The organism is Peribacillus sp. NPDC058002 (genome assembly GCF_042886655.1).
Lineage (GTDB): Bacteria > Bacillota > Bacilli > Bacillales > DSM-1321 > Peribacillus > Peribacillus aracenensis.
The window spans coordinates 1-472 of record NZ_JBHVQU010000444.1 but is presented as its reverse complement, the minus strand read 5'-3'; the positions used below and the strand labels follow the sequence as shown (position 1 = coordinate 472).

The following is a 472-nucleotide window of genomic DNA, read 5'->3' as shown; positions in this document are numbered from 1 at the left end:
GTCCAGATGAAAGCAATCTTGCTAAAGAAATTGGCCTAAGCATGTTAACGGATAAATTTCTTGCTTTCATGGATGATCGTCCAAAAATGGCGACAAAAAAAGTGTATCCGCGAGAGATACACTTTTTTCTTACAATGCGCTATTTAGTTTTTCTTCACGAATTGACTCCAAAAAACTTTCATCCTTTAAAACAGCCAGCACATTTTTATAAAAAGCAGTTTTATCGATAACTGAAGTATGCACATATTCATACTCTTTTAAAGACGGATGACGCAAAACATTTTTCATGCAGGAATGACAAACTTTTTTAGTTCCTAACTTATAATAGTTCAAGTTACTTGCATCCCCATTAGAAGTATCTTCGTTACAAACGAAACATGTATGGCTCACACGGCCTTTTTTATTATACTCGGCCAAAGCCCCCTCTAAACGAATGGATGCTGGAATTGTTAATAACACATAATCACATTTC

At 35.2% G+C, this 472-nt stretch carries 1 protein-coding gene; it reads right to left on the bottom strand.

Annotated features, from left to right (window positions below):
- Positions 1 to 129: 129 nt before the first annotated feature.
- Positions 130 to 472 (bottom strand): hypothetical protein (locus tag ACFVSH_RS26125; protein WP_387708705.1); only part of this gene is annotated, 343 nt, incomplete at its 5' end.